The following is a 596-nucleotide window of genomic DNA, read 5'->3' as shown; positions in this document are numbered from 1 at the left end:
GTGCCATCTTCTGACATCGTCAGACCCGCTGGCAGACCCTCAGCACTGAACGTAAGCACTGTGCCCGCATCTTCATCGGAGAAGTTGTTCGCCACGCTAAAGTTGACGGACTGACCATCGTCGTAGTTCTTGTCACTTTCTTCGCTATCGCGCGTTGGATCGTCGTTAACGTTACTGAACGTCAGCTCCACCGTCGCTGTATCCGTACCGCCTTCGCCGTCGGATACCGTCACGCTCAAGGTGTAGTCACCAAGCTCAGCATCATCAATTACGCGCGTGGTGCTGATGGCACCGGTCGTCTCGTTAATCGTGAACAGACCACCAAAATCATCGTCCAAGCTGTAGGTTAAGCTGCTGTCTTCATCCGAGACTGCCACTTCTGCCACCACGCCAGCGGCGCGGTTCTCAAACATCTCATCAATCACATAGGTGTCATCGTCTTGACCGCTGGTTTCATTGATGAAGTCTGGCCCTGGGTTACCCACAGTAATAATGAAGGTGTCCGTCGCGGGTGTGCCCTCGCCGTCGGTCGCCGTCACGGTCACTTCGTATTGACCGTTGGTGCCCCCTTGTGAGGCACTGGTGTCAATCGTGCC

1 protein-coding gene is annotated in these 596 nt (G+C 55.2%); it reads right to left on the bottom strand.

All coding sequences use genetic code 11. From position 1 onward, the window contains the following. The coding region (locus F0231_RS20800; protein WP_171761573.1) for a cadherin repeat domain-containing protein at nucleotides 1–596 on the bottom strand (596 nt) is incomplete at both ends.

The sequence above is a fragment of the Vibrio sp. RE86 genome (assembly GCF_013114545.1).
Lineage (GTDB): Bacteria > Pseudomonadota > Gammaproteobacteria > Enterobacterales > Vibrionaceae > Vibrio.
This window is presented reverse-complemented; position numbering and strand designations above follow the sequence as displayed.